General features: G+C 33.7%; 21 protein-coding genes and 1 riboswitch. Of the genes, 8 read left to right on the top strand and 13 right to left on the bottom strand.

What is annotated here, in order from left to right; genetic code table 11:
* Positions 1 to 56: 56 nt before the first annotated feature.
* A complete protein-coding gene (locus HYG84_RS09165) occupies positions 57 to 1,577 on the bottom strand; it encodes an ADP-ribosylglycohydrolase family protein (RefSeq protein ID WP_212376087.1) in 1,521 nt (506 codons plus the stop codon).
* A gap of 354 nt (positions 1,578 to 1,931) precedes the next feature.
* On the opposite strand from HYG84_RS09165, the gene pyrB reads away from it, so the two are divergent.
* Genes pyrB through arcC form a run of 3 tightly spaced genes read left to right on the top strand, consistent with a single transcriptional unit; the run spans position 1,932 to position 4,245 of the window.
* Complete coding sequence (gene pyrB / locus HYG84_RS09160) at positions 1,932 to 2,867, top strand: aspartate carbamoyltransferase (RefSeq protein WP_212376084.1); 936 nt, start codon at positions 1,932 to 1,934, stop codon at positions 2,865 to 2,867.
* Positions 2,860 to 3,288, top strand: a complete 429-nt coding sequence (locus HYG84_RS09155; protein WP_212376081.1) for an aspartate carbamoyltransferase regulatory subunit — start codon at positions 2,860 to 2,862, stop codon at positions 3,286 to 3,288. Before pyrB ends, HYG84_RS09155 begins: the two co-directional genes overlap by 8 nt.
* Before the next feature lie 24 nt (positions 3,289 to 3,312).
* Positions 3,313 to 4,245: a carbamate kinase gene (gene arcC, locus HYG84_RS09150; protein WP_212376078.1), complete on the top strand. Its 933-nt coding sequence runs from the start codon at positions 3,313 to 3,315 to the stop codon at positions 4,243 to 4,245.
* A 143-nt stretch (positions 4,246 to 4,388) separates the two neighbouring features.
* Here the strand turns inward: arcC and HYG84_RS09145 are convergent, their stop codons facing one another.
* The 8 genes from HYG84_RS09145 to HYG84_RS09110 all read right to left on the bottom strand — a co-directional run bounded on the left by HYG84_RS09145 (position 4,389) and on the right by HYG84_RS09110 (position 14,142).
* Entirely contained in the window at positions 4,389 to 6,590 is a 2,202-nt protein-coding gene (locus HYG84_RS09145) for a heavy metal translocating P-type ATPase (RefSeq protein ID WP_212376075.1), read from the bottom strand.
* A gap of 14 nt (positions 6,591 to 6,604) precedes the next feature.
* On the bottom strand, positions 6,605 to 6,973 hold the full coding sequence (locus HYG84_RS09140; protein ID WP_212376072.1) for an ArsR/SmtB family transcription factor: 369 nt from the start codon (positions 6,971 to 6,973) through the stop codon (positions 6,605 to 6,607).
* A 198-nt stretch (positions 6,974 to 7,171) separates the two neighbouring features.
* The gene (locus tag HYG84_RS09135) at positions 7,172 to 9,019 is read right to left on the bottom strand and encodes a heavy metal translocating P-type ATPase (protein ID WP_212376069.1); all 1,848 of its coding nucleotides are present in this window, start codon (positions 9,017 to 9,019) and stop codon (positions 7,172 to 7,174) included.
* An 86-nt stretch (positions 9,020 to 9,105) separates the two neighbouring features.
* Complete coding sequence (locus HYG84_RS09130) at positions 9,106 to 9,321, bottom strand: heavy-metal-associated domain-containing protein (RefSeq protein ID WP_212376066.1); 216 nt, start codon at positions 9,319 to 9,321, stop codon at positions 9,106 to 9,108.
* A 218-nt stretch (positions 9,322 to 9,539) separates the two neighbouring features.
* Positions 9,540 to 10,037 (bottom strand): group II intron maturase-specific domain-containing protein, encoded by a 498-nt coding sequence (locus HYG84_RS09125; protein WP_212376063.1) that lies wholly within the window; start codon positions 10,035 to 10,037, stop codon positions 9,540 to 9,542.
* A gap of 310 nt (positions 10,038 to 10,347) precedes the next feature.
* Positions 10,348 to 11,592, bottom strand: a complete 1,245-nt coding sequence (ltrA, locus tag HYG84_RS09120) for a group II intron reverse transcriptase/maturase (protein ID WP_212376060.1) — start codon at positions 11,590 to 11,592, stop codon at positions 10,348 to 10,350.
* Positions 11,593 to 12,107: 515 nt separating this feature from the next.
* The gene (locus HYG84_RS09115) at positions 12,108 to 12,842 is read right to left on the bottom strand and encodes a reverse transcriptase domain-containing protein (RefSeq protein ID WP_212376056.1); all 735 of its coding nucleotides are present in this window, start codon (positions 12,840 to 12,842) and stop codon (positions 12,108 to 12,110) included.
* Positions 12,843 to 13,536: 694 nt separating this feature from the next.
* Positions 13,537 to 14,142, bottom strand: coding sequence for a DUF3298 and DUF4163 domain-containing protein (locus HYG84_RS09110; RefSeq protein WP_212376055.1), 606 nt, complete (start codon positions 14,140 to 14,142; stop codon positions 13,537 to 13,539).
* A 198-nt stretch (positions 14,143 to 14,340) separates the two neighbouring features.
* Between HYG84_RS09110 and rd the strand changes: the two genes are divergently transcribed.
* The 4 genes from rd (at position 14,341) to HYG84_RS09090 (ending at position 18,969) form a co-directional block, all read left to right on the top strand.
* Positions 14,341 to 14,502, top strand: coding sequence for a rubredoxin (gene rd, locus HYG84_RS09105; protein WP_256442592.1), 162 nt, complete (start codon positions 14,341 to 14,343; stop codon positions 14,500 to 14,502).
* A gap of 137 nt (positions 14,503 to 14,639) precedes the next feature.
* Positions 14,640 to 14,834, top strand: a riboswitch (cobalamin riboswitch).
* Positions 14,835 to 15,046: 212 nt separating this feature from the next.
* Positions 15,047 to 16,411 (top strand): hypothetical protein, encoded by a 1,365-nt coding sequence (locus HYG84_RS09100; RefSeq protein ID WP_249168571.1) that lies wholly within the window; start codon positions 15,047 to 15,049, stop codon positions 16,409 to 16,411.
* 26 nt (positions 16,412 to 16,437) lie between these two features.
* A complete protein-coding gene (locus tag HYG84_RS09095; RefSeq protein ID WP_212376050.1) occupies positions 16,438 to 17,940 on the top strand; it encodes an acetyl-CoA hydrolase/transferase family protein in 1,503 nt (500 codons plus the stop codon).
* Between the two features lie 132 nt (positions 17,941 to 18,072).
* Positions 18,073 to 18,969, top strand: a complete 897-nt coding sequence (locus HYG84_RS09090; protein ID WP_212376046.1) for a DMT family transporter — start codon at positions 18,073 to 18,075, stop codon at positions 18,967 to 18,969.
* Here the strand turns inward: HYG84_RS09090 and yihA are convergent, their stop codons facing one another.
* Both yihA and lon read right to left on the bottom strand, forming a co-directional pair.
* Positions 18,970 to 19,593, bottom strand: a complete 624-nt coding sequence (yihA, locus tag HYG84_RS09085) for a ribosome biogenesis GTP-binding protein YihA/YsxC (RefSeq protein ID WP_212376043.1) — start codon at positions 19,591 to 19,593, stop codon at positions 18,970 to 18,972.
* Positions 19,580 to 21,934 carry an endopeptidase La gene (lon, locus tag HYG84_RS09080; protein WP_212376040.1) on the bottom strand — a complete coding sequence of 785 codons (2,355 nt, stop codon included), beginning with the start codon at positions 21,932 to 21,934 and terminating at the stop codon, positions 19,580 to 19,582. Before lon ends, yihA begins: the two co-directional genes overlap by 14 nt.
* 296 nt (positions 21,935 to 22,230) lie before the next feature.
* Here lon and HYG84_RS09075 point away from each other — a divergent pair, with 296 nt between their 5' ends.
* Positions 22,231 to 22,458, top strand: coding sequence for a glutaredoxin family protein (locus tag HYG84_RS09075; RefSeq protein WP_212376038.1), 228 nt, complete (start codon positions 22,231 to 22,233; stop codon positions 22,456 to 22,458).
* A gap of 77 nt (positions 22,459 to 22,535) precedes the next feature.
* On the opposite strand, the gene lonB is transcribed toward HYG84_RS09075, so the two are convergent.
* Both lonB and clpX read right to left on the bottom strand, forming a co-directional pair.
* Positions 22,536 to 24,173, bottom strand: coding sequence for an ATP-dependent protease LonB (gene lonB / locus HYG84_RS09070; protein ID WP_334301079.1), 1,638 nt, complete (start codon positions 24,171 to 24,173; stop codon positions 22,536 to 22,538).
* Positions 24,174 to 24,339: 166 nt separating this feature from the next.
* Positions 24,340 to 25,620 carry an ATP-dependent Clp protease ATP-binding subunit ClpX gene (gene clpX, locus HYG84_RS09065; protein WP_212376033.1) on the bottom strand — a complete coding sequence of 427 codons (1,281 nt, stop codon included), beginning with the start codon at positions 25,618 to 25,620 and terminating at the stop codon, positions 24,340 to 24,342.
* Positions 25,621 to 25,644: the final 24 nt, after the last annotated feature.

Here is a 25,644-nt window from a genome sequence, read left to right as displayed (position 1 = left end):
CAATATTCTACGTTTTTTATTATACTATAAAAATACAACAAGAGCTAAAAATAATTTCAGCTCTTATTCTGCAAACTTTTAATACCTTCTAATACTTCTCTACCTATTTCATATTCTGGTGCAATTTCAACTGCTCTTCGGGCATACTTTTCTGCCTTATCTAAATCATCTATGTTTAAATAAGTAACCGCCATATCACATAAAATTGTCGGATGATTTAAATCATAAATAAGGGCTTTTTTAAAACACCTTAAGGCATCCTCATAAGCTTCATTGTCTAAAAGCTTGCTTCCCAACCCTTCATATGCCTCTATAATATGAAGTTTTACTCTTTCATTTTTCTTAAAGTCAGGGCTTTTTGTTATAAGCTCTTCGAAGTATTTAATAGACATTTCATATTCTTCTTCTTTATTATATTTAATTCCTAGCCATAATAACTTATCTAATTCATCTTGAGATCGTTCTATTTCTATTTGATCTCTCATTCTTCTATAAGGGTTATTGCTCTTATTTTTCAACGAAAGCTCAAATAGTCTATCAGATAAAGTTAAAATCTCTTTATCTATATCTAATTTATTTATATATCCCTTGGGTATATTATTAAACCCTAAATATGCTCCTAGCAAGGCTAACACCATGGTCACTATTATATCGGTTTCTCTCATAGTTAAACATTCTTTTAATGTTTTCTCGTAGTCGTTAGGATTTTTTAAAAAAATATATAGGGATAAAGGAATTGCCTCTAGAGAATTAGCACTACTACCCCACTGCTTTTTTATTTCTTCAATCGAAATACTCTTATCAATCCATTCCTTTAATATACGATTAACCATTATATATAAGTTCGCAATTTCTCCGTTTTTACCTGTAGGATATACTTTAGTTTCTATTCCTTTTATACTCTTACAAAGGGTATCTATAAATAGATTAAAATCATTTTTACTCTGCATGGAAAAAGCAGGAGTATTTAATAAGTATGCTACAGCCGAGGAAAATAAAATACTGGCAGCAACAGCAGTTTCATCCATATGGGTAATAATTGTCTGAATTCCTCCAATTAATTTTAATGTAGTAAAATCTCCATAGTTTACTAATGCTAAGGGCACTCCTCTAATAGCTGCTCCAGCTTCTACAGAAGCTATACCACATCTATACCATTCCATTCTGTGGTCTCTATAATTTAAAGTAAATTGCTCCATTACTTTGTCCATTCCAACAATAGGTTGACGAATAAACCTATTCGCTAAGTCCTCTGGATTAAAGGTTTGATTAATAATTAAGGATTCTGCAAATAAAATAACAGTTGTAGTTTGCCATGTTCCCTTTAAAGAAGCAGTATTTCTTTCGCCCTTTAAAAAATGATTTATATGTTCAATCTCCTTTGGCTGTTGACCTTCCCACGAACTTCCAAAGGCGTCTCCGATAGCTAAGCTCACCATCGCTCCTCTAATTTTATCTCTATAATCTATATTTGATAAGGGGACTAGGTTCACATTTTCAGTACGTGTATTTAAATCAGGCATACCTATCTTTTCTACTAAAAAGTTATATACTTCCTCCAATAAACTTATATACATAACCCATGCACCCCCTTTATATTATTCTATATCTCAAATATTCTACAATACCATAGTTTTTCCTTCATAGTTCCACCAATACTTATTAAATTTATTATTATTGTTTATTGACTTAATACTATTTTCATGGTATATTTTTAAAAAAGAATATGCCTTTAAATTGGTACTGCGAGACCAAAAAGGATCGGATATAAACTCTAAGTATATTATTTGAAAAAATATATTACTTTGAGTTACTTTCTAACCCCTTTGGTTATTTCATAAGCCAATGGGGTTATTCTATTTTGCCTTTAACTTAGTCCAGTGAGGCTAGAAAGGGAGTTAACGCTCCCAAATGAAAAGGGAGGAAATGCAATGAAATTAGAAGGCAGACATCTTATAGATGTAAACGACTTTACTGTGGAAGAACTTCAAGCTATTATCAACCTAGGACTTGAAATATACAAAGATCCATCAAGATTCAGTGAGTTATGTAAAGGTAAAATTCTTGGAACCTTGTTTTATGAGCCTAGCACAAGAACACGTTTAAGCTTTGAATCCGCAATGCTTCGAATGGGGGGCACCGTTCTTGGCTTTGCAGATGCAGAAACTAGCTCAGTAAAGAAAGGAGAGAGTGTTGCAGATACTATAAGGGTTTTAGATGGCTATGCAGACATTATAGTAATGCGTCATTCAAGGGAAGGAGCACCCCTTCTAGCATCACAATATTCTACAGTTCCTATTATAAATGGTGGCGATGGTGGCCATCAACACCCTACTCAAACTTTAACAGACTTATTAACCATACAATACTATAAAAATCATATCGAAAATCTTAAGGTTGCTATCTGTGGGGACCTGCTCTTTGGAAGAACAGTACACTCTTTGCTTAAAACTTTAAGTCGCTTTCCTAATATAGAATTCATATTAATATCTCCACCAGAATTAAAAATTCCCCTTCACTTAAAAAATGATGTTATAGAAAAACATAATGTAAAAATTATTGAAACTACTTCTTTAGATGAGCATATGAAGGATATTGATGTTTTATATATGACCAGAATTCAAAAAGAAAGGTTCTTTAACGAAGACGATTACGTTAAGTTAAAGGATAGTTATATTTTAACTCCTGAAAAGCTCAAATATGCTAAAGGAGATTTACTGCTAATGCATCCACTGCCACGGGTTAACGAAATAAGCTATGATGTGGATAGGGATCCTAGAGCAAAATATTTCCAGCAGGCAAGGCTTGGAGTATTTGCAAGAATGGCTCTAATGGCGCTACTTTTAGGGAGGGATACTAATGCTTAAAGTAACCGGAATTACACAAGGAATTGTAATAGACCATATTACATCAGGAAATGGGCTTAAAATTTTCAACAAATTAAAATTAGATAAAATAGATGCACCTGTAGTTTTGCTAATGAAAGTAAATAGCCATATACTAGGTAAAAAAGATATTATTAAAATACAAGACCATGTGAATATAGATATGACTATACTAGGGCTTATTGATCAAAATGCTACTGTGAATATTATAAAAAATGGAGAGATTACTTCAAAATCAAAAGTTGAAATACCTAAAAAAATAAAAGGACTATTTCAGTGCAAAAACCCTCGTTGTATAACAACTGTAGATGATTATGCTATATCAGAATTCACATTAGTACCTAACGGAAAAGTTCAATATCGTTGTAACTACTGTGAAGAGCTGACAGAATATAAACTCTAGTAGTTATTAGCCGGAGGTGCAAATATGAGCAAACGAATAGTAATTGCCCTGGGTGGTAACGCCTTAGGGAATAATCCTAAAGAACAGCTTTTAGCAGTGAAAAGTACAGCAAGTCCAATAGTAGATTTAATAGAAGAAGGATACGAAGTAATAATATGCCATGGAAATGGTCCACAAGTAGGTATGATTAACCTAGCAATAGAAGAAGCTTCTAAATCTAATGTAATTATTCCTGAAATACCCTTTCCCGAATGTAACGCTATGAGCCAGGGTTATATTGGATATCATCTACAAAATGCCCTAAGAGAAGAACTTATAAAAAGAGATATTAACAAACCTGTTGCAACTGTTATTACTCAAGTTATAGTAGATAAAAATGATACGGCCTTCCAAAACCCTACAAAACCAATAGGTGCATTTTATACAAAGGAAGAAGCTGAAATATTAGAAAAAGAAAAAAGTTATGTAGTAGTAGAAGACGCAGGTAGAGGATATAGAAGAGTAGTTCCTTCTCCACTTCCTATTGGGATAGTTGAAGAGGATATTATAAAAACCTTAACTAAGGCAGGCCATATTGCTATAGCAGTAGGTGGCGGTGGGATACCGGTAATAGAAGAAGTACATAGTCTAATCGGAGTTTCCGCCGTAGTCGATAAGGACTTTGCCAGTGAAAAACTAGCTGAAGTTGTTGAAGCAGATTATTTAATAATCCTTACAGCAGTAGAAAAAGTAGCCCTTAACTACGGAAAGGAAAACGAAAAGCTTCTTGATACACTAAGTATTAATGAAGTTAAACAATATATAAAAGAAGGTCATTTTGCTAGAGGCTCTATGCTTCCTAAGGTTGAAGCGGCCATAAAGTTTGCTGAAAGTAAAGAAGGCAGAAAAGCCCTTATTACTTCTTTAGAGAAAGCCAAAGAAGGTATAGAAGGAAAGACTGGAACTTTGATAGTTTAATTGCGTATATAGTTTAGTATATTTTAATAAATTTAAGTATTAAAAATATATTTCCTGCTCCATATTTCTTCTTATCTTTTCATTTTATTTTATAAAAATAAGACTCATAAAAGAGTCTTATTTTTACATATATTAAAAAAAGTTTAAATATCTTTCACATTTAAAACTCTCATAGCATTTAATACTGCAATAAGAGCTACACCTACATCTGCAAATACTGCTTCCCACATAGTTGCAAGACCACCCGCACCTAATACCAATACAATAGCCTTTACTCCAAAGGCAAATATAATATTTTGCCATACAATACGTCTAGTTCTTTTAGCTATTTTTATTGCACTCACTAGCTTCATTGGTTCGTCGGTCATTAAAACAACATCAGCTGCTTCTATAGCTGCATCAGAACCTAATCCACCCATTGCTACCCCTATATCTGCTCTGGCTAACACTGGTGCGTCGTTGATTCCATCTCCAACAAAAATCAACTTTCCTTTTTCTGACTTCTGTCTATCTAACATTTCGAGCTTCTCGACTTTTTGGTCAGGTAAAAGTTCTGCATGTACTTCGTCTAAGCCTAATTCCTTCGCTACTCTTACTCCTGCCTGTTTGTTGTCTCCTGTAAGCATAACAGTTCTATTAACACCAATATTTTTTAATTCTTTAATTGCTTTTTGTGAATCTTCCTTTATCTCATCGGAAATAATGATAGAACCTGCAAATTTCCCATTAACAGCTATATATACTATAGTTCCTATAGTTTCTACTGAGTCATATGCAACGTTTTTCTCATCCATTAATTTAGCATTTCCAGCTAAAATTTCTTTATCTTTTACCTTTACTTTAATTCCATGTCCTGATATTTCTTCATAGTTTTCAATTTCATCCTTATTTATATCTTTTCCATATGCCTTTAAAATAGATATAGCAATAGGATGATTAGAATGACTTTCTGCATAAGCAGCGTACTCTAATAGTTCTTCCTTTGAAATATTTTTATTAACATTTATTTCAGTTACTTTAAATACACCCTTTGTTAATGTACCTGTTTTATCAAATACCACTGTATCAACATTATTAAGTGCTTCTAGGTAATTTCCACCCTTTATTAGAATTCCATTTTTAGATGCTCCACCAATTCCTCCGAAGAATCCTAGTGGTATAGATACTACTAATGCACAAGGACAAGATATTACCAGGAATATAAGTGCCCTATAGATCCATTCTGAGAAAGTAGCACCTTCGATTACTAGTGGTGGAATCACCGCTAAACCTAGGGCCGCAAATACAACTACCGGTGTGTAGTATCTTGCAAATTTAGTTATAAAGTTCTCTGTAGGTGCCTTTTTACTACTAGCATTTTCTACTAATTCTAAAATCTTAGACACTGTAGATTCTCCAAATTCTTTACTTACCTTAACTGTCAGCAAACCATTTTTATTAATAAATCCACCTAGCACATTGCTTCCTTCTTCAACTTCTCTTGGTACAGATTCCCCTGTTAAAGCAGAAGTATCTACCATAGATTTCCCCTCTATAACTACCCCATCTAAAGGCACTTTCTCTCCAGGCTTAATTATAATATAATCATCTACTGCAACCTCTTCTGGAGAAACTTTTTTCTCTTCATTTCCTATCTTAAGGTTTGCATAATCTGGTCTAATATCCATAAGTGTTGCAATAGATTTTCTAGATCTGTTAACCGCTAGATCTTGGAAAAACTCTCCTATTTGATAGAAAAGCATTACTGCTACCCCTTCTGGAAATTCTCCAATAGCAAAAGCACCTATTGTTGCAATACCCATTAGGAAGTTTTCATCAAAGACTTGACCTCTTAATATGTTTCTTCCTGCTCTGAGTAGGACTTCACCACCTACAAGAAGATAACTTATAAAGTAGAGTATAAATTCCACAGTATTTGGCATTTTAAAAGCTATGGCTATGAAAAATAACAGAGCTCCTATTCCTAATCCTATAAGCTCCTTTTTATTACCTCCGTTTCCATGGCTATGGCTATGTCCATGACTATCTTCATGATTATGTCCATCACAATGCCCATCACAGTGTCCATGATCATGATTATTATGGTTATTATGTTTGATTTTATTTTTTATTTTTTCTGTTACAACTACATGAGGCTCCAGTTTTTTCACTATACCTCTTGTATCGTTAACAATAGATTCTAGCTTTGATATATCATCTACCTCAATACCTAAAGTTTTAGTAACAAAATTTACAGTAGCTAATCTTACACCATCTAATTCATTAACCTTTACTTCTATCTTAGACGCGCAGTTTGCACAGTCTAATCCCTCTAAAATAAATTCTTTACGCAGTCCTGCACTCATGTTTTTCCCCCCATTTATTTATGATTTATATGAATAAAGCCTTGCTCAAAAATATTTTTTACGTGTTCATCATCTAAGGAATAATAAACTACCTTTCCATCTTTTCTAAACTTTACAAGTCCAGCTTGTTTAAGTACCCTTAACTGATGGGAAATTGCTGATTGATTCATTCCCAGTAATACAGCTATATCACAAACACACATCTCTGCTTCAAATAATGCGTGAAGAATTTTAATTCTTGTTGTATCTCCAAAAACCTTAAATAATTCAGCTAAGTCATATAATTTTTCTTCTTGAGGCATTGATTGCTTAACTCTATTAACTACATCTTCATGTATAACATTGCAGTTACACGACTCTGTATTAACTTGATTTATAGACATGATATCATCCTTTCTTTATATATGAACGTATATTCATATGTTCAGTTATAGTATATTATATCTACATATTTTTGGCAACAATATTTTTTAAAAAGTCTTTAATTTTTATTTAAAATAAAAAACTAGAAAGGTATTAAGCCCTTCTAGTTAAGTTGGTGGCTAGATCTTCCACCCCTATATACTTCATATATAAATCATCTACTTTTCTTCATACTTTAAAAGTCTAACTGCATTAACTATTACTAATAAAACACTCATTTCGTGTATTAGCATTCCAGCTGAAAGAAAAACAGTTTTTCCTAAGACTCCTATAATCAAACCTATTACTACAACTATTGCAAAATAAATATTTTGTTTCATATTTCTTACTGTAGCACGACTAAGGCCTACCGCATAAGATACTTTATTCAACTCATCGGACATTAAAACTACATCAGCTGTTTCCATAGCTACATCACTTCCAGCGCCACCTATAGCAATACCTAAGTCCGCTGTAGCTAGAGCCGGAGCATCGTTAACTCCATCACCAACCATTGCTGTCATACCATGTTTTTCTTGTAGATCTTTTAATTTTGTTACTTTATCTTCTGGTAATAATTCTGCATAGTAATCATCTAAACCTAGCCTGTTTGCAATTGATTTTGCTGCAAGTCTGTTGTCACCTGTTAGCATTACTACCTTTTTAATACCTTGGGACTTTAGTTTCTTTATTAATTCTGCGCCATCTGGTCTAAGTTTATCTGCAATAGATATTACGCCTAGTAGTTTTTCAGAATCTGCTACCAACACAACAGTTTGCGCTTCTGACTCTTCCTTCTGTATATATTTTTCTACTTCTTCATATATTGCTATTCCATTAGATTGAAGTAGTTTTCTATTACCTATTAGAATATTTGTGTCTCCTATTTTAGCTATTAGCCCTTGACCAGTTATAATTTCCGTATATTCTGGTTTTATTAAGCCTAATATATTTCTATCCTTCGCTCCTTCTAATATGGCCTTGGCTAGAGGATGTTCTGAATATAGTTCTCCACTTGCAGTTAATTTTAAAATCTCATTTTCACCTAACCCGTATGATTTTATATTAGTTATTTGAGGTCTTCCTATTGTAAGGGTTCCAGTTTTGTCAAAAGCAATTACTCTAACTTTTCCCATTTTTTCTATTATTTCTCCACCTTTAATTAAAACTCCATGCTTTGCTCCATTTCCAATACCAGCTACTACAGAAACCGGAGCTGATATTACAAGAGCACCTGGACAAGCAATGACTAGAAGTGTAAGGGCAAGTTCAATGTCTTTAGTTAATAAATATACTATAACTGTTAATACTATAATTCCTGGTGTATAATATTTTGAAAATACTTCTAAAAATTTTTGTGTTTTTGCTTTTTTGTCTTGAGCCTCTTCTACCATTTCTAATATACGAGCAAATGTTGTATCTTCACCTACTCTATCTGCTGTTATTTTAAGATATCCAGACTCTATAATTGTACCCGAGAATATACCTTCGCCATTTTCACGGCTTATAGGAACAGATTCGCCTGTAATTGCAGCCTGATTTACATATGCTTTTCCCTCTATAACAGTACCGTCGACGGGTATTTTTTCTCCTGGTTTTACTATTACTATATCTCCCTTTACTACTTCTTCGGGTAAAACTTCAACTTCCATATCATCCCGAATTACTCTAGCTCTATCTGGTGCCAAATCTAACAGGGCTTTTATTGAAGATCGTGTCTTTTCTAATGTTCTAGACTCTAAATAGTTTCCAAACATAAATAAGAAAGTCACGGCTGCCATCTCAAAGTATTCTTGTATAAAAAAGGCACCGATAACAGCTGTAGTAACAAGAGCATCGATACCTAAAATTTTATATCTTAATGCTCTAATAGCATTAAGTGCAATTGGATAACCTGAAATAATAGCAGCTACAACTAAAAGCATATTAGATAATGTCTTATATAAAGCTAAGTAATTAAGTAATAGGGAGATGACTATCATAACTCCAGATACAACTATTCTTTGAAATTTACTTATTTTAAACATAGTCATCTCTCCTTTACGGTTTAATAATATTAGGTTAACTCTAATTCAGCTGGAGCTAATACTTCTTATGAATCGAATCTTCTTTGCTATTTTATACCTAAAACATCGAAACCTACTTTTTCAATAGTATTTTTGATTTCATCACTATTTTGAACTGCTTCATCAAAATATACCTTTACTCTACTCGAATTAAAAAGCACCTCTACCTTTTCTACCCCAATCATTTTTTTTACGGAAGCTTCAATTTTCATTGCACAGCTAGGGCATGTTAATGTTTCCAATTGGTATGTTTTTGTTATCATAATAGACAACCTCCTTAATATTTTTTATTTTTTATCTTTTATTTTATATCTTTATTATAGCTATAAGTTTGTTATTAAACCTTGACCTAGGTCAAAATTAAAAAATTTATAATTTTCTAAGCAATAATAAAGTAGGGAAACTATTTTCATAGCTCCCCCCTTATCAAACCGTACGTGCCCTACTAAGGCATACGGCTTACCAAATGTTAAAATGTTTATCAAGAGGATGCATTCCAGGCATTTTGCATCTTCTGGAGTCGGTGGGGAGTGTAATACTCTTCACCCTTTTCATGTGTTCTTTCTATGGCACGCTGTACTTTTTGCTTTGATTTGCTTTTTAATTCTTCTAGATAATCTTGTAGTGTATATCCATATGCTTTATTTAGATATAGCCAATAGCTAGGTATAAGTTTAATTCCCACAAAGAAAGCATTATTCCATTTGGAATTCATCTTCATTCCTTTCTTTTGAGAGGGATGTTTATGAATAAACGCTACGCGTAATCTCCTTCTTATATAACCATCTACAGATAATAGTATTGTTCTCATCCATCTAGTTACGCATCGGCTCTTTTGGCCGTATTGCTCATTAGTTTTAATAGCTTTTATTACAGTTGTATAGTAGTTAACTTTTCCCCGAATAATTGGATTAACTCGGTTTATCCACTGTTCTTTACTTAGGGTTAGTCTCTTTTGTGTCTTTTCTTTAATTTTCAATCGAAAGTCCTTAATAGAATCTTTCTTAGGAGTAACATGGAAAATTTGATTATTACCCTTTTTTCCTGGCCTCCAATGATGAAAAGTAAATCCTAAGAAGTCGAAATCTTCTTCTTGAAAGTTAACTATTTTTGTTTTCTCTTTTGAGACTTCTAATTCTAATTCATCTAACTTTTCTTTAGTTAGAGCTTCTGCCCTTTCAATAGCTTCTTTTGATTTAGCAAACAGTAAAAAGTGAGTAGACCTAAGGAACCTCCCCTTAAGTCCCTCTCAGAACCGTACGTGAACCTCTCAGCTCATACGGCTCCCATTATCCAGCCGATGGTAATATTCCAAACCTCCAGTGTGCAAACAGATTCTTATCACGCCTTGCTATTATACCAAGCCAATACTCAGCACGTCGCCTTGACCCTCGCTTCTTATATTTTCTACGAACCCAGTTAACAAGACATCCATTGATATACCTTAATACATCGTATATCTCTGATTTGTAGAAATGCGTGTAATAATTAATCCAACCCTGTATCTTACTATTGAACATATTTGCTATATCCCATAAATCTTTGTCAGGTTTCAGTTGCAATTTCCAACTTCGGACTTCTTTCCGTATAGATTTCTTTGCTTTCTCGCCAATAGCTGGAAGAAAGTTTGTAAAGAATTTTCCATACTTATTCTTTGCATGTCTTGGTCTGAATGTATACCCTAAAAAGTCAAAAGATGTATATTCATGATTCCCCTTTCGGTCTTCATCTTTACAATACACGGTTCTTGTCTTTTCTAAGTTCAATCCAAGTCCAAACATCAGAAATCGCTCTTCTAATCTTCGTTGAAGATACTTCGCCTGCTTTAAAGATACGCAATGTGCTATTCCATCATCTGCGTATCTTGCCCAAGGTATTGTTGGAAACTGTTTTGTCATAAAGTCATCAAATACATAGTGTAGAAACAAGTTTGAGAGTACTGGACTGATTACCCCACCTTGTGGTGTACCAGAAGTTCTTTCGATGACTGTTCCATCCTCCATTTGAAATGGTACAACCAGCCAGCGTTTAATATACATAATTATCCATGCTTCTTCTGTATGCCGACTTACCATTTCTATTAGGTAATCATGCCGTATATTATCGAAAAGACCTTTAATATCAAATTCTAACACCCAATCTTTTCTCCAACATCTTTCTCTTGTGATCTCCAATGCTTGTATCGCTGATTTATTCGGTCTATATCCATAGGAATCCTCATAGAATATTGGTTCTACACAGGGTTCAAAGTACATTTTAGCCACCATTTGTGCAACCCTATCTTCTACTGTTGGTATTCCTAAGATACGAGTCCCTCCATTTTTCTTAGGTATTGCTACTGCCCTTACAGGTTTGGGGAAGTAACTCCCTGATGACATCCTATTCCAGATTTTGTATAGATTATTATTTAGATTCTTCTCAAAATCTTCAATTGATTGTTCATCGACTCCGTATGTTCCCTTGTTTGCTTTCACCTTTTCGTAGGCTTCTTTCACTTTCCATTTTGAAATATTATATGGCTTTGTTTCTTGCATAAGCTCCTCCTCCTTTCAAAGTTGACTTATTCTTGAAACTGAATAACTCGGGTTCTTCACTCCATTCCCATTACAGAAACTTCCTCACTACTACAACCCAATCTGCCCCCATGACTGCATTGGTACTCTTATCTTGCGGTTCTTCCGCTTGATATACTCCCTTGACATCAGTCCGTGGGTTCCCACGTTCCGTACAGACGCCTGTATTAAGTTCATGCCACCTTTATGCCGCCCACCATCTAGGCAGTAAACAGGTTTCCCCTAGACTTATCCCAGATTAACGACAACCCCCTGGTTTTGATGGAATCTCTACGCTTTCGACATTTTCGTAAGTGGTTCACTTGCTCGTTCATCTCCTTAATACGCACTTGACAGTTTAGATACTGCCTTTTCCTTAACGCTCAATACCATGGCTTTTGACCACAGCACCTTAAGGTAGTTTGAAACCTCCACCTGTATGGCGATTTCGGCGGGCCTACCGCCATCATCTGCACAGCATAGCTGTCTTCAAGTAGCTACGCTACTTGGACACGCCTTCGTGGCGCACAGTCATCAGCATAGCGAACAAATCTTATACCATGTAAATCCCATTCCCAGTCTAATTCATTTAGATATACATTGGCAAGAAGTGGTGAAATTACCCCGCCTTGCGGTGTCCCGTAGTCAGAATGTATGAGTTTTCCTTCTTCCAAGAATCCTGCTTTAAGCCATTGATCAATTGTTCCTAATATTGTCCGATCGGATACATATTTCTTTAGAACTGTTATGAGCTTCTTATGAGAAATATTATCAAAGAATCCTTTTATGTCGCAGTCATATATATAGTTATATCCTTGTTCAATATTCCATAGGATTATTTGCAGTGCCCTTTCGACTCCGCGATTAGGTCTATATCCTACGGACCAGTTATGAAAAAGTTTATCTTCAAATATTGGTTGAAGTACATTTACTACACTTTGCTGAACAATTCGGTCCTCTATAGTTGGAATACCCAATGAACGTTTCTTTTCATTTTTCTTTGGAATGTATACTCTTCTAACTGGTTGAGCTTGGTAAGTTTTTGTCTTAAGATTATTTAGCAGTTCCATGATGTTTTCTTCTAATTTAGCCTCATAACTTTCTATTGTTTGACCATCTATTCCACCAGCGCCTTTATTCGCCTTTACTTGCTCAAAGCTTTGGGTTAATTTACGATCAAACAACAGTTGTCCATATACACTATGTAACTTGAATTTCCACTCTTGATTCATTTATTATTCCACGCCTTTCCTTGATGTACTTTTAAACGGTTTTACCACGGTAACATGATTGTTAGCATTACATCCAATTCATGACTTGGAGCCATAGGTCGCTCCCCTTCCGTTCATTTGATGTTATGGTCATCAAACTACTTCCGTACTATGAGAACGTCTGACTTCTCCATCTGTTCTTTGTCACTTCGGATTACCCTTATAGACTAGAACCCTACCTGTTTGGAAAGATGGAGACCTCACGGGGTTATCGCATTTCCCTTCACAACATACCCTGCACCATCACGTTTTAAGTCACATTTCCTTGGTCTGACGTCTAAAAGAAATGTCTTTTAGTGGGCTTCCTCATTTTTCGCAAAGTCGCCAACTTAACCCGCCGCCGTGCTTCACACTTATTGTATTAGGGTCTATTGTTTCGCCTACGGGTCTCTCGATTATCCGCATCTCCTTCAGACAATACCTCACGATAATGCCCTAGATTAAGCTTCCCGAGCTAGGTCAGTCTCCTCGGGGATGGACTTTCACCATCTGGGATTCAACATCTATTAACTTCTGCCAGTCGTTTCATCGAAATGACGTCTCTGTCCATTAAAGATATGAAGGGTGCTAACTGACTTAGCACCCCATGCGACTGCCCGTCGCACAAAAAGATGCCTATTAGCATCTTTTAGTTTATACATTTTTTTAATATATGCTAGTATAGCATTTGTCCTAAAGGCCCATCTTCTTTTATTATATCTTGAATTTCATAAACCGATATAGGAAATTGCGGAAAGCCATATGCATATGGCTCTAAATCATAAAGTTGAAAATATATAACTAAGGCTTTATCCGCTATATAAAAATCTTGATCTGGTCTAATTTTATCGAATTTTGTTATTAGCGGAATATCTCTTTCTCCTATCTGTTCTTCAATAATTGCTGATAACACATCTACATAATTACTGCCATCTTTAAATAAATCCTTTAAGGAATATAGTTTTCCTGTCTCCACATCAAAAGTAAGTGATTTCATAATTGTTAATCCATGGGCTCCTCCAGAGAAGGCATAATTGGTTAATGCAATACTTAGTATACCTCTCTCATTTGTCTTAATTTCATAATAACCTGTAATTGTAGTCTGTGGATTTTCATAATATCCTTGATCCTTTATCATTTGATAGACTAAGTTTAATATGTTACTATTTATTTTTTTCTGTACATTTATATTATCTAATCCACTTACTACTGGATAATACACTTCTAATCTTGGCATTGTTAATTTCATTGTACTAATATAAACCGGAAATCTTTTATCCATAACTTTTTCTCCTCTCAAATTAAATGATTGAGTTAATTACATTTTATTAATAATACTAAAAGTAGTTACATCTTTGGAACAACTATACTAGCTAATTTATATTCTTTTTTTGTTTACTGTTGCATATTATTGGGTATAATGGTAATGTTGAAATACATAATTAAATTAAATATCATTTTAAGAGAGAGGAGACATGTAATTATGAAATATGTATGTATACCATGTGGCTATGTTTATGATCCAGAGTTAGGAGATCCTGATGGAGGAGTAGCTCCAGGAACAGCTTTTGAAGATATCCCAGAGGATTGGGTATGTCCAGTTTGTGGCGTTAGCAAAGATATGTTTGAGCCAGAAGAATAATTAAAAATACATAAAATATAAATAATAAAGGAAGGACAATTGTCCTTCCTTTATTATTTATAGCTAGATACTAATTTCAACACACGAATAAAGATATTGCCTATATATAGATTGTCTGATACAATAACTGTGAAAAAGTAAATACATAGATTTATGGTGCTGTTTTAATTAAATTAACAGCTTAAAAGGGAAGTTCGGTTAAAATCCGACGCGGTCCCGCCACTGTAAAGAGGAGTACATCTATAACTATGCCACTGTTTTGTAAAAAATGGGAAGGTATTAGATGTGTTATGATTCTAAGCCAGGAGACCTGCCATAAAGAACAATACCGCAATAACTTACGAGGATAAGGAGGTGTTATGGGCCATGCATTAAGGGAAATTAATAAATTAATATCCTTTAATTAATATTGTGTGTTGTCTATAACCTTTTTCCTTAGGGAAAAAGGTTTTTTATGTTTTTGACACCTAAGAGCATAAAACACAAATAATTTTAACGGTAGTTTTGAAGCCATTGACTACTAAATAAATAGGGAGGAATATTAGTGAGCTTTGATAGTATTTCGTGGATACTTAATCCGTTTATACTTATGTTTATTGCAGTGTTTTTAGGTATGTTATTTGGACAGATAAAATTTGGTAAATTTAGATTTGGCGTATCTGGAACATTATTTTTAGGGTTGATTGTAGGATGGTTAGTAGTTGATTATGCAAAACAATTAAATACAGAAAATTATGGATATAAGGCAGCAAAATCTTTAATAGAAACAAATGTTATTTCTCAGGATTTTTTTAATATATTTTTAATTTTATTTATAGCATCTGTAGGACTATTAGCTGCTAAAGATATGGGGGTAGTATTTAAAAAATATGGATGGAAATTTATTGTATTAGGGTTTTTAATGACATTATCGGGTGCTATTGCTACCTATGGTGTTACCTTACTAAGTTCTAGCTCAAATCCTTATGAAGTATCTGGTGTATATACAGGAGCTTTAACTAGCTCTCCAGGACTTGCTGCTGCCATAGAAACTGCAAATAGTCATGCATCCGATTGGGCAAATCAATACGAAACATTAAATTCACAGAAAAAAACAGAGCTACTTAAATTATTAGATCCATCAGGAAATCTGACAACTGAAAATACTGCTAGTTTAACAGATGACCAAAAACAGGAATTAATAAAAATTGCTGAAGCAGGAATTGGAATTGGCCACGCCGTAGCCTACCCTTTTGGTGTAATGATTGTTATTATTGCCGTTAATTTATTTCCAAGACTTTTTAACATTGATATAAATAATGAAAAAAAATTATTTATAAAAGAAATAGAGGAATTACAAAAATATTCTAATGAAAATGTAATTCAAGAGGTAGAATTTGATTTAACCGCTTTTATAATAGTCTGCCTTACTGGATTTACCTTAGGAAGTATTAAAGTATCTTTAGGTCCTCTAGGTAACTTTAGCTTAGGGATTACTGGAGGTGTATTAATAGCTTCCCTATTGCTTGGATATATAGGTAAAATAGGATTTTTAAATTTCCGAATGAATAATAAATTGTTAGCTATTATAAGACAATTATCCCTAGCTTTCTTTCTGGCAATTGTAGGTTTGAGATATGGGTCTGAGGTTTTTAGTGCTTTAACAGGTTCAGGCGCTATATTAGCTATAGTATCAATAGTTGTAAAAACCACTGCAATGCTTACTGGACTAATTGTTGGAAAATATATATTTAAAATTAACTGGGTTATGTTATCTGGGGCTATTTGCGGAACATCTACCCCTGGATTAGGAGCAGCTATAGATGCTGTGGGTAGCGATGATCCTGCAAAAGGCTATGGAGCAATATATCCATTTGCACTGCTAGGAATAGTTATTTTTACAATAATCCTGCATAATATGCCATTTTAGTATATAAAATTTTAGGAGGAAACTATATGATAACAGGTAGAATTAGAAACTATAACCTTATGAACAAAGTTGTTTCAGCTACAGAAGCTGCTATGTTAATAAAAGATGGTATGACTGTAGCTACCAGCGGATTTACACCTTCTGGATATCCCAAAGCTGTACCTTTGGCATTAGCACAAATAGCAGAAGAAACAAAGGAAAAAATAAAAATCAAATTGTACACTGGAGCCTCTGTAGGCGACGAGTTAGATGGTACTTTAGCAAGATCAGAAATTATTAGCAAGCGGTTACCTTATCAAACTAATAATAGTATGAGAGACTATACAAATAATGGGGGCTGCGAATATTTAGATATGCACCTAAGTCATGTATCTCAATATGCCAACTATGGTTTTTTAGGAAAGATAGATATAGCTATTGTAGAAGCTGTGGCCATAACAAAAGAGGGGTATATTATACCTTCTACATCTATAGGTTGTTCACCTACCTTTATAGATTTAGCAGAAAAGGTAATAATTGAAATTAATACAAGCCAACCCCTTGAGTTAGAAGGTATGTCTGATATATATATTCCTGAAGCACCTCCAAACAGAAAACCTATAGGTCTGACTAATGCTAGTCAAAGAATAGGTACAACTTACATTCCTTGTAATATAGAAAAAATTGCTGCAATTGTTATAACTGATATTGAAGACAATGTTAAACCCCTAGCACCAATAGATGACATTTCTAACCAAATTTCAGGACATCTAATAGATTTCTTAGAAAATGAAGTAAAAAAAGGTAGACTATCAGAAAACTTATTGCCTTTACAATCTGGTGTCGGAAATGTTGCTAATGCGGTCTTAGGAGGATTATTACATTCTAAATTTAACAATCTTGTATGTTATACAGAGGTTATTCAAGATTCTATGCTAGATCTACTTGATGCTGGAAAAGCACTACATATATCAGGTACAGCTATTACACCATCCGAAGAAGGGTTAAAAAGATTTAAAGATAAAATTGATTTTTATAAAGATAAAATTATATTACGCCCCCAAGAAATTAGTAACCACCCAGAGATAATAAGAAGATTAGGGGTTATTGCAATGAATACCGCCATAGAAGCAGATATTTATGGAAATGTAAACTCCACTAATATTATGGGCTCTCAAATGATGAACGGTATAGGTGGTTCTGGGGACTTTAGCAGAAACTCTTACATATCAATATTTACCACACCATCCACAGCAAAAAATGGTACTATTTCTTCTATAGTTCCTTTTGTTTCCCATACTGATCATACTGAGCATGATGTTATGATTATTATAACGGAACAAGGAACTGCAGACTTAAGAGGCTTAAGTCCCAAAGAAAGAGCAAAGCTTATCATTAATAACTGCTCACATCCTGACTATAGACCTATGCTACTTGACTACTTTAATCGAGCTGAAAATAGAAAATTTAAACATACTCCTCATATATTAGAGGAAGCACTTTCCTGGCATAGTCGCTACTTAGAAACAGGATCAATGAAAATAATATAATTAATAGTAGGTTTTTCTACTTAAATCTTAGTTGCTAAGTAAAAAGAAGGATTTCTATTATTCGAAAAATATTGTACAATTATAAGAGGGATATTTTACTAATCTATTTGCTTAAGAGAGGGGTATGTGTAAATGTCAAAGCAATTAAAGGCAGATCTATCATTACTGGCAGTTACAGTAATTTGGGGATCTTCTTTTGTTCTATCTAAAAATTCTTTAGATCATTTATCGACTTATAATTTTTTAGCTATACGTTTTTTATTAGCAGCACTTATATCTGCAATTATATTTTATAAAAATCTAATTAATTTAGATAAAGATACTATAAAATATGGTATATTAATAGGTGCTGTTTTATTTACAAGCTATGCTTTTCAAACAGTAGGTCTTAATTACACTAGTGCATCTAAATCCGGATTTATTACTGGTTTTTCCGTAGTTATAGTACCTATTTTGTCAGCATTTTTGTTGAAGGTCAAACCTCATAAATCTGCAGTTATAGGTGTTGTATTTGCCATAATCGGGCTAGGTTTCTTAACACTAGATTCCTCTCTAGCACTAAATATTGGGGACCTATATACATTGATTTCAGCTCTTATGTTTGCATTACACATTATTACAGTAGGTAAATATACCGTTAAGGTCGACTCTATTGCAATGGCTATAATCCAGATTGGAGTAGTAGGTGTATTAAGCTTGTTTTTTAGCTTTGCTACAGAAAAACCTATATTACCTAAGGGATCAGAAATATGGGTAACTATTTTTGTTCTTTCTGTACTTTGTACTTCGGGAGCTTTTATTATTCAAAATGTTATGCAGAAGTTTACATCTCCTACACATACTGCCCTTATTTATTCAGGAGAACCTGTTTTCTCAGCAATTTTTGCATATTTTGTAGCTGGTGAACTATTAACAAGACGTGCTATTTTAGGTAGTGTTTTAATATTGATTGGTATGATTGTTTCTGAGTTAGATTGGAAAACAGTACTATCATCAAAGGATAATAAAAAGAAGCTTCAGAGTAGCTAACTACTCTGGAGCTTCTTCCATTGTTATAGGTAGATCATTAGCCATAAATAGATCCTCTAGACTACCCCATAACTTATCTATTCCTTCTCTTTTGAGAGAAGATATTGGTATTATTTTATCTTCTGGAGACATTCCAAGCTTTTCTCGAATAACCTTAAAATGCTTTTGGTAAGCACCTTTAGATATTTTGTCGGATTTTGTAGCAACAACTATTGACCCATATCCGTAGTGCTTTATCCAGTCATACATCATCTTATCATCATTTGTTGGCTCATGACGAATATCTACTAGAAGCACCACCTCATATAGATTTTGTCTGCTGCTTAAATATGTTTCCATCATCTTACCCCAAGTTGCCTTTTCATTTTTAGATACTTTAGCATATCCGTAACCAGGCAGGTCCACTAAATAAAACTCTTCATTAATTAAATAAAAATTGATAGTACGTGTCTTTCCAGGCGAAGAACTTACCCTAGCAAGCTTTCTTCTATTAAGAATAGTATTTATTGTAGATGATTTACCTACATTTGATCTGCCAGCTAAAGCAATTTCTGGTCTTCCATCTTCTGGATATTGTTTTGGAGACACTGCACTCATAACTATTTCCGAACTAATTACTTTCATCTGTTTCGCCCCTTTTTAATGCATGCTCTAGCACCTCATCCATATATTCTGCAAAGACGAAATCGAGCTTACGTTTTACGTTATCTGGTATATCTTCTAAATCTCTTTTATTATCTAATGGTAAAATAATTTTCTTTATGCCTGCTCTATTAGCTGCAAGCACCTTTTCTTTAACTCCACCTATAGCTAAAACCCTACCTCTTAGTGTAATTTCCCCAGTCATTGCAATATCTTTATATACAGGAATATTAGTTAAAGCAGATATTACAGCAGTAGCCATAGTTATACCAGCTGAAGGCCCATCCTTTGGAATAGCTCCCTCTGGTATATGAATATGTATATCTAAATTTTTATGAAAATCTGGATCTATTTTATAATCCTCCACTTTTGAGCGTATATAACTTATACCCGCCCTTGCAGATTCCTTCATAACGTCACCAAGCTGTCCAGTAAGTACAAGCTTGCCATCACCTTTCATAGGAGTAACTTCAATGGATAGAGTATCCCCACCGACTTGAGTCCAAGCAAGACCCCTTACAATACCTACTTCATCTTTTAAGTTTGCCATTTCATATCTATAAATAGGATTACCTAAATATTTTTTTAGGTTATTTGGCGCAATACGAATAGCTGTAATTTTTTCTTCAACAATACGTTTTGCAGATTTACGGCATAAATTAGCCAGTTGTCTTTCAAGATTTCTAACACCTGATTCTCTAGTATAGTAATTAATAACATCTCTTATAGCTTTTTCAGAAACCTGTAGATTCTCTGGCTTTAATCCATGATCTTTAATTTGTTTTGGAAGCAAATATTTTTGTGCAATTTTAAGCTTTTCTTCTTCTGTATATCCAGCAATTCTAATTACCTCCATACGATCTAACAAAGGTCTTGGTATAGTATCTAAGCTGTTAGCAGTAGTAATAAACATTACCTTAGAAAGATTAAAAGGAAGCTCTAAGTAATGATCTGTAAAATCGTGGTTTTGTTCTGGATCTAAAACTTCTAGTAGCGCAGAGGCAGGATCTCCTCTAAAATCACTGGCTAATTTATCAATCTCATCAAATAAAAATACTGGATTTTTACTTCCTGATTGTCTAATAGATGAAATGATTCTACCAGGTATAGCACCTATGTAAGTTCTTCTATGACCTCTAATTTCAGCCTCATCTCTTACTCCACCTAGAGACATTCTTACAAACTTTCTGTTTAAAGATTTTGCTATTGACTTTGCAATAGATGTTTTACCAACCCCTGGTGGGCCAACAAGACATAGGATTGGACCTTTCATAGTTTTAGAAAGCTGACGAATAGCTAAGTATTCTAATATCCTTTCTTTTACTTTTTCCAATCCATAATGATCCTCATCTAAAATCTCAGCAGATTTTTTCAAATCAAGCCTGTCCTTTGTTTCTTTATGCCAAGGTAAATTTAAAGTCCAATCTATGTAATTTCTTATAACTCCAGTTTCAGCAGAAGATGATGAAAGCCTAGTTAATCTATCTATTTCCCTTTCAATCTTTTCGTTTATTTCTTTAGGTAGCTTTAGTTTTTCAAGTTGTTGTTTATATTCATCTACCTCTTCTACTAAATCTTCATCTTCTCCTAATTCTTTTTGTATTGCCTTTAACTGTTCTCTTAAATAATATTCTTTTTGCACTTTATTAATTTGCTTTTTAACTCTATTGCTTATATTTTGCTCGATCTCCAAAATTTCTATTTCTTCTAACAAAATACGATATAAAGTTTCTAATCTAATTTTGGGATCAAAGGCTTCCAATACCTCTTGTCTATCAACAGGCTTTAATATAACATTTGAAGCTATAGTATCCGCAAGCCTACCAGGCATATCTATTTCAGATATATTTATTAAAATTTCTGGAGAAACTTTGTTACTAACCTCTATGTAGTTCTCAAAGGAATCCATAACCCCACGCATTAAAGCATCAATTTCTTTATCCTTAATTATCTCTCGCTGATGATTTTGTTCTTCTACTTCAACAACGAAATAAGGATCTTCTTGCATCATATTAACTATTTTTGCTCTTGAAATTCCTTCAACTAGCACTCTAATAGTATCTCCAGGAAGCTTAAGCATCTGCTTTATTTTTGAAATTGTACCTACATTATAAAAGTCATCTGGTGTAGGCTCTTCTATCTCTGCATCCTTTTGAGAAGCCAAAAAGATCAACTGATCATTAACCATTGCCTCCTCTAAAGCATTAATAGAAGCTTCTCTACCTACATCAAAATGTAGTACCATATATGGAAAAACAGTTATACCACGTAAAGGGATTAAAGGCAATTTACGTATTGTTGTACTATTTTCGTTTAATTCCATATTACCATCTCCTCACTATGTCCTATATTATAATTGTGCAGTGTAGTATATTAATTTAATATATAACTTACATTTTTATTTTATCGCAGTTGATTAATATTATATCCTTTCACTTATCTTTTTTCAATATTTTACCCCAATTCAAGTAAATATATCAAAATAATACAATACAAATAGAATAAACCTTCTATCTAATCTACTATTCACTTTAATATTTATTGTTTATTATTCTATTAGTACGGTATATAATAAATATAAACATTTATTTATAAAATAGCCGAGGAGGAATATCATAAATGGATAAAAAAGTTATTGTTTATACAAGTAATACTTGCCCACATTGCTTTACTACAAAGGACTATTTAACTTCTAAAGGTATTGAGTATACCGAAAAAAACGTATCTGAAAGTCCGGAATACAGAAAAGAACTTATGTCTAAAGGCTTTATGGGAGTACCAGTAGTAATGGTAGATGACGAAGCAATTGTTGGTTTTGATAAACAAAGATTAGATGAATTGCTATAAAATTCGTCTGATGCTATATAGTAGACTAAAATAGAGCATAGTACGTTGCATTTGCAACGTGCTATGCTCTATTTATATTATTTATTAATTAAATTTTCATTTCCTAAAGCCGCAACAAAAGGAAGTGTCTCTGATATATTTCCATCTCTATTTTTATCCTTAATTTCTTCTTTGTATATAGCTAGTTCTATAACTTCACTTATGTTTTCTACAGGAATTACTTCTATATTTAATGCGTTAAACCTATCCTGATAATTATCCTTTGGAATTAAAACTCTTGTGCAGCCGGCCCTCTTTGCTGCTTCTATTTTAGCTGGTATTCCTCCAACAGGCTTTACATTTCCTCTAATAGATATCTCTCCGGTCATAGCAACTTTATTATCAACTACCTTTTCTGCAATAGCAGAATATATTGCAGTAGCTATTGTAATTCCTGCAGAAGGGCCATCTATTGGTACACCGCCAGGAAAATTTAAATGAATATCGTAGTTTCTTGGATTGACATCTAAAAACTTTCTAATTACTGTTAATACATTATCTACAGAATCTGAAGCTGTACTTTTTCTTTTCAACGTTCTTCCAGGTAAATTTGTTTCTTCTCCATCTACAATTCCTGTTACAATAATTCTTCCATTACCATCAATAGGAACCTTTATAGCAGATGCTTCTATTTCTATCATTGTGCCCATCTGGGGTCCAAATACAGCCAATCCATTGACATAACCAACAGATGGTGTTTCGCCTACTTTCTTGTCTGGTCTAGGGGAATAATACCCACTTTCAACAACCCACTGAATATCCTCTAATGTAATTTTACGTCTATCCTGTGTAAGCGCTAACCCACCAGTTATTTGTATCATATTTATCGCTTCTCTACCGTTTGAAGCATATTTTTTTATTTCTTCTATAGCTCTTTCTTCAATCTCTAAATTACTTTTTTTACAAGCATTGTTGGCAATTAGCCCTATTTCCTCTGCTAAAAGAGGTCTAAAATAAATCTCAACACATCTAGATCTTAAGGCTGGAGGTATATCAGATGATGTTTTTGTAGTTGCACCAATCAATCTAAAATCTGCTGGTAGACCTTTTTGAAATATTTCATGTATATATTCTGGGATATTCTTATCTTGAGAATTATAGTATGAGCTTTCTAAAAAAACCTTTCTATCTTCTAAAACCTTAAGTAGCTTGTTCATTTGTACTGGGTGTAACTCTCCAATCTCATCTAAAAATAAAACTCCACCATGGGCTTTTGTTACTGCTCCAGGCTTTGGCTGAGGTATACCTGCCTGCCCCATTTGACCAGCACCTTGATAAATAGGATCGTGTACAGATCCCATCAATGGATCTGCTATTCCTCTTTCATCAAAGCGTAATGTAGTAGCATCCATCTCAATAAACCTAGAGTCGCTATTAAAAGGAGATAGTTTGCTTTTTTTAGCTTCTTCCAATACTACCCTGGCCGCCGCTGTCTTGCCTACTCCAGGTGGTCCATAGATTAAAACATGATGTGGATTTGAACTACAAAGCGCAGCTCTTAATACTTTTAATCCATCCTCTTGTCCCACTATATCTTCTAAGGATTCTGGTCTTGTGTATTCAGATAAAGGGATTGTTAACGAGCGCTCTCGCATTTCCCTTAAATAATCCATTTCTTTTTTTGATTCTTTTTCTATGGCACTCTTATTCCCCTGCTGACTTTTTAATAGACTCAAAAAATAGAGCCCTATAATTATTGCAAAAAAGAATTGCACCAAAAAAAAGACATTGGGCAAAATAAACCCTCCTTTCCTTTTCTCTTCATTAGTAGTATGTGCACCCAATATCTTTTTATAACCTTACAAAAATTAAAAATGTCTCAACCTAAGTTGAGACATTTTTCTATGATGCAGATTCTTTAGAATTCTTTTTATCTAAATTGGTTTTATCCGATGTCTTTAAAATAATTGTCGGCTCACTACCATTAACAATAGTGTCTTCTGTAATGATAACCTTCTCAATATCATCTCTAGATGGAATTTCATACATAATATCCATCATTATACCTTCTATAATACCTCTTAATCCTCTGGCACCAGTCTTTCTCTCAATAGCTTTTTTAGCTATTAGCTTAAGGGCTGCATCTTCTAGTTCTAATATTACCCCGTCAATTTCAAATAGTCTTTTATACTGTTTAGCAAGGGCATTTTTAGGCTCTGTCAAAATTTTGACTAAAGCTTCCTCATCTAATTGGTCCAATGTTACCACTACTGGTAATCTACCAACAAACTCCGGAATAAGTCCAAACTTTAATAGGTCTTCAGGCCGAATTTGTTTTAGTAGAGCTCCTAAATCTATTACTTGCTTACTTTCAATTTCTGCACCAAAGCCCATAGATTTTTTACCAGTACGTTTTTGAATAATTGACTCTACACCATCAAAAGCTCCACCAACAATAAATAAAATATTAGTAGTATCTATTTGAATAAACTCTTGATGCGGATGTTTTCTGCCACCCTGTGGCGGTACACTCGCTACTGTTCCTTCTAATATTTTAAGTAATGCTTGTTGCACACCTTCTCCACTTACATCTCTAGTAATAGAAGGATTTTCAGATTTTCGAGCAATCTTATCCACTTCATCTATATAAATAATACCTTTTTCTGCTCTTTCGATATCGTAGTCTGCTGCTTGGATAAGTTTAAGTAAAATATTTTCAACATCTTCACCTACATATCCAGCTTCTGTCAGAGAAGTAGCATCTGCAATAGCAAATGGAACATTTATTATTCTAGCTAATGTTTGCGCCAGAAGAGTTTTACCAGAACCAGTAGGTCCTAACATTAAAATATTACTTTTTTGAAGTTCAATATCTTCACCCTTAGCATCTTCAACATTGATTCGCTTGTAATGATTGTAGACAGCTACAGCTAACGCTTTTTTAGCCTGTTCCTGTCCAATTACATATTGGTCTAATGTATCTTTTATTTCGTTTGGTTTTGGCAAATCCATTAAATCAATTTCTATATTCTCATCAAATTCTTCCTGAATGATCTCTTGGCATAACTCAATACATTCATCACAAATATAAACATTTGGACCAGCAATAAGTCGTCTTACCTGGTCTTGGGACTTACCGCAAAAGGAGCACTTTAGCTGCTTCTTCTCATCAAATCTAGACATCTTTACACCTCTTTCAAATTCCGA

It is taken from the genome of Alkaliphilus sp. B6464 (assembly GCF_018141165.1).
Lineage (GTDB): Bacteria > Bacillota > Clostridia > Peptostreptococcales > Natronincolaceae > Alkaliphilus_B.
The sequence above is the reverse complement of the archived record's forward strand: the minus strand, read 5'-3'. Positions and strand labels throughout refer to the sequence as shown.

Excerpts from the sequence above, each read along its gene's own strand:
- HYG84_RS09155 (WP_212376081.1), top strand. The coding sequence starts at position 2,860 with ATGCTTAAAGTAACCGGAATTACACAAGGAATTGTAATAGACCATATT.
- HYG84_RS09140 (WP_212376072.1), bottom strand. The coding sequence starts at position 6,973 with ATGTCTATAAATCAAGTTAATACAGAGTCGTGTAACTGCAATGTTATA.
- HYG84_RS09145 (WP_212376075.1), bottom strand. The coding sequence starts at position 6,590 with ATGAGTGCAGGACTGCGTAAAGAATTTATTTTAGAGGGATTAGACTGT.
- HYG84_RS09115 (WP_212376056.1), bottom strand. The coding sequence starts at position 12,842 with ATGAATCAAGAGTGGAAATTCAAGTTACATAGTGTATATGGACAACTG.
- HYG84_RS09130 (WP_212376066.1), bottom strand. The coding sequence starts at position 9,321 with ATGATAACAAAAACATACCAATTGGAAACATTAACATGCCCTAGCTGT.
- HYG84_RS09165 (WP_212376087.1), bottom strand. The coding sequence starts at position 1,577 with ATGTATATAAGTTTATTGGAGGAAGTATATAACTTTTTAGTAGAAAAG.
- arcC (WP_212376078.1), top strand. The coding sequence starts at position 3,313 with ATGAGCAAACGAATAGTAATTGCCCTGGGTGGTAACGCCTTAGGGAAT.
- yihA (WP_212376043.1), bottom strand. The coding sequence starts at position 19,593 with ATGAAAGTAATTAGTTCGGAAATAGTTATGAGTGCAGTGTCTCCAAAA.
- HYG84_RS09110 (WP_212376055.1), bottom strand. The coding sequence starts at position 14,142 with ATGGATAAAAGATTTCCGGTTTATATTAGTACAATGAAATTAACAATG.
- HYG84_RS09135 (WP_212376069.1), bottom strand. The coding sequence starts at position 9,019 with ATGTTTAAAATAAGTAAATTTCAAAGAATAGTTGTATCTGGAGTTATG.
- HYG84_RS09090 (WP_212376046.1), top strand. The coding sequence starts at position 18,073 with ATGTCAAAGCAATTAAAGGCAGATCTATCATTACTGGCAGTTACAGTA.
- lon (WP_212376040.1), bottom strand. The coding sequence starts at position 21,934 with ATGGAATTAAACGAAAATAGTACAACAATACGTAAATTGCCTTTAATC.
- clpX (WP_212376033.1), bottom strand. The coding sequence starts at position 25,620 with ATGTCTAGATTTGATGAGAAGAAGCAGCTAAAGTGCTCCTTTTGCGGT.
- ltrA (WP_212376060.1), bottom strand. The coding sequence starts at position 11,592 with ATGCAAGAAACAAAGCCATATAATATTTCAAAATGGAAAGTGAAAGAA.
- HYG84_RS09075 (WP_212376038.1), top strand. The coding sequence starts at position 22,231 with ATGGATAAAAAAGTTATTGTTTATACAAGTAATACTTGCCCACATTGC.
- HYG84_RS09095 (WP_212376050.1), top strand. The coding sequence starts at position 16,438 with ATGATAACAGGTAGAATTAGAAACTATAACCTTATGAACAAAGTTGTT.
- pyrB (WP_212376084.1), top strand. The coding sequence starts at position 1,932 with ATGAAATTAGAAGGCAGACATCTTATAGATGTAAACGACTTTACTGTG.